Raw genomic sequence first — 411 nt, forward strand, 5'->3', positions numbered from 1 at the left:
CACCTATGAAGTCAAGGTCGAGAATGGGCGCGTCCTCCTTGCGGCTTCTGCAGTCTTTGCACAGGTGGCGGTTGAATGAAGGCCGTTAAAACAACTTGTCCCTATTGCGGGGTTGGCTGCTGGGTTTTGGCCTTCGCTGACGGCACAATTAAAGGCGACCCCGACCACCCTGCGAATTTCGGGCACCTGTGTTCCAAGGGATCGGCGCTCGGCGAAACCCTCGATTTCGATGGTCGTCTTCTCGCACCGCAGATCGGCAAACGGGACGCAAGTTGGAACGAAGCACTCGATCTGGTTGCAAGCAAATTTCGCGACGCAATCGACTAACACGGCCCCGATTCCGTGGCGTTTTACGTTTCAGGGCAATTGCTGACCGAAGATTACTACGTCGCCAACAAGTTGATGAAGGGC

1 pseudogene is annotated in these 411 nt (G+C 55.5%); it reads left to right on the forward strand.

The features are described 5' to 3' along the window. Positions 1 to 75 precede the first annotated feature (75 nt). Positions 76 to 411 (forward strand): annotated as a pseudogene (locus AB9F29_RS21365) (molybdopterin oxidoreductase family protein); the annotation flags it as partial.

This window comes from Falsihalocynthiibacter sp. S25ZX9 (genome assembly GCF_041205405.1).
Taxonomy (GTDB): domain Bacteria; phylum Pseudomonadota; class Alphaproteobacteria; order Rhodobacterales; family Rhodobacteraceae; genus Falsihalocynthiibacter; species Falsihalocynthiibacter arcticus.